Origin of the sequence: Enterobacter cloacae complex sp.6700776 (genome assembly GCF_048284255.1) — a bacterium.
Taxonomy (GTDB): Bacteria; Pseudomonadota; Gammaproteobacteria; order Enterobacterales; family Enterobacteriaceae; genus Enterobacter; species Enterobacter intestinihominis.
The window spans coordinates 1-265 of the sequence record NZ_JBLVYK010000308.1 but is presented as its reverse complement, the minus strand read 5'-3'; the positions used below and the strand labels follow the sequence as shown (position 1 = coordinate 265).

Annotated in this window: 1 protein-coding gene; it reads right to left on the bottom strand. The window is 44.5% G+C overall.

The window, feature by feature from the left end; all coding sequences use genetic code 11:
• The coding region (locus ACNQ0T_RS24390; protein WP_417930516.1) for a single-stranded DNA-binding protein at positions 1 to 141 on the bottom strand (141 nt) is incomplete at its 3' end.
• Positions 142 to 265 lie beyond the last annotated feature (124 nt).

Below are 265 nucleotides of genomic sequence, written 5' to 3'. Positions count from 1 at the left end.
CTTCCCTTCGTTGTCGCTGTAGCTGATTTCTGTAGCCAGCGTCAGGCTCGCAATGGCCGTTCTGTTTGGGGTGTAACGCACTTCTGCATCTTTGCCAGCACGCCCCATCAGAATCACTTTGTTTTCGCCACGTTTCCACATAATACACCTCATATATTTGATGTTTATCAGTAAAAAATGGGAGGATTAAGGGGGATTTCTCCCCCTCTTTTTCAGTAAAACTTCACGTTCGATTTCAGGGCTTTTTCAAAGTCTTTTACAAAGG